This window comes from Microcoleus sp. Pol12A5 (genome assembly GCF_036701435.1).
Lineage (GTDB): Bacteria > Cyanobacteriota > Cyanobacteriia > Cyanobacteriales > Microcoleaceae > Microcoleus.
Map to the genome: position 1 here is coordinate 1 of NZ_JAUBQU010000307.1, position 1,179 is coordinate 1,179.

Here is a 1,179-nt window from a genome sequence, read left to right on the forward strand (position 1 = left end):
GAGAGTTCGAGCGAGCAGTAGTTTCATGAGAATGTTGGCTCAAAATCACCAAATTTGTGTAGCTTGGGAAAGTCAAAACTTTGCTCCTGTATGGTAAAATTAAAGAACCATTTAACTAAGGAAAAAGAACTCAGACGCTTCCCAAATTTTCTCAACCAAGTCTTGGCATTTAGCCAAATATCTTCTACGGGATTCTGTTCGGGAGCATTGGGAGCAAACAATATACAAGTTAAAAGCCATTCATCCTTCTCCTTACCGAGATTAATTTCTTCTAGATAAGCTTTCATCTCTTTATATCTGTGATAGCTAGCTCCATCCCAAATAATCAAATGTCGCGCTGCCGGATTTAAAGATTGTAAATCCTTGAGGAAAGCGACCGTATTTTCGGAATTTGCACTCGCATATTCTCGCAGAACCAACTGTTTTCTTAAAAGATTTATTGCGCCATAATAAGTTTGTTTTTCTCTTTCATTCACTAGCGGTATTTCTATCCTCTCATTGCGCTTTCCCCAAAGATAACCACAGACATCTCCCCAGAGAAGATGGCACTCATCAATTAAATACACCACCAGCGTTCCCGACTCTATAGCTTCCCGGTGTTCTTCCAGATTTTTACAAATTTCTTCATGCTTTTTTTTGACCAGTTCTTCATCCCGTTTGGGGTTCTTTTTTTGAGACTTTTTCCAGCTAATTCCGGCTGACTTAAAGAGTTGATAGTAGCTGGTTTTAGATTGAAACTCAATCTGATACCGCTCGGCTATATAGTTTCGTAGGGCGGATAAATCCCAGTGGTTTTGATTGGTTAACCATTGGAGAATTTCCTCTCGTTCTTCTGGCTTAAGTTGTCCCTGCGAACCTTGATGTTTTAAGCGCAATCCTTCAATTAAGAGCAACGCATAATTGATTTTCCACTTGCTGATAAAGGGAGATGATACTCCTAAAATAGTTTGAATGGTTTCTCGGCAGATACCTTCCATTAGCATGCGGATAGCTACGGCTCTTTTTAGTTCTCTTGGGTTGGGATTACTGGCAATAAAACTTTCTAGTTCTAATAAAGCTTGGACTTCATGCTCTCTGAATTTTTCGGACGATTTATTGGGTGACATTTCGACTCCTACTTAGATTCACCTACCTCATTATACATAATTGATGGTTTACAAACCATTTGCGATTGCTATA

1 protein-coding gene is annotated in these 1,179 nt (G+C 39.2%); it reads right to left on the reverse strand.

From position 1 onward, the window contains the following. Nucleotides 1-23: 23 nt before the first annotated feature. A complete protein-coding gene (locus tag QUA45_RS28915; protein ID WP_333223393.1) occupies nucleotides 24-1,106 on the reverse strand; it encodes an IS630 family transposase in 1,083 nt (360 codons plus the stop codon). Nucleotides 1,107-1,179 lie beyond the last annotated feature (73 nt).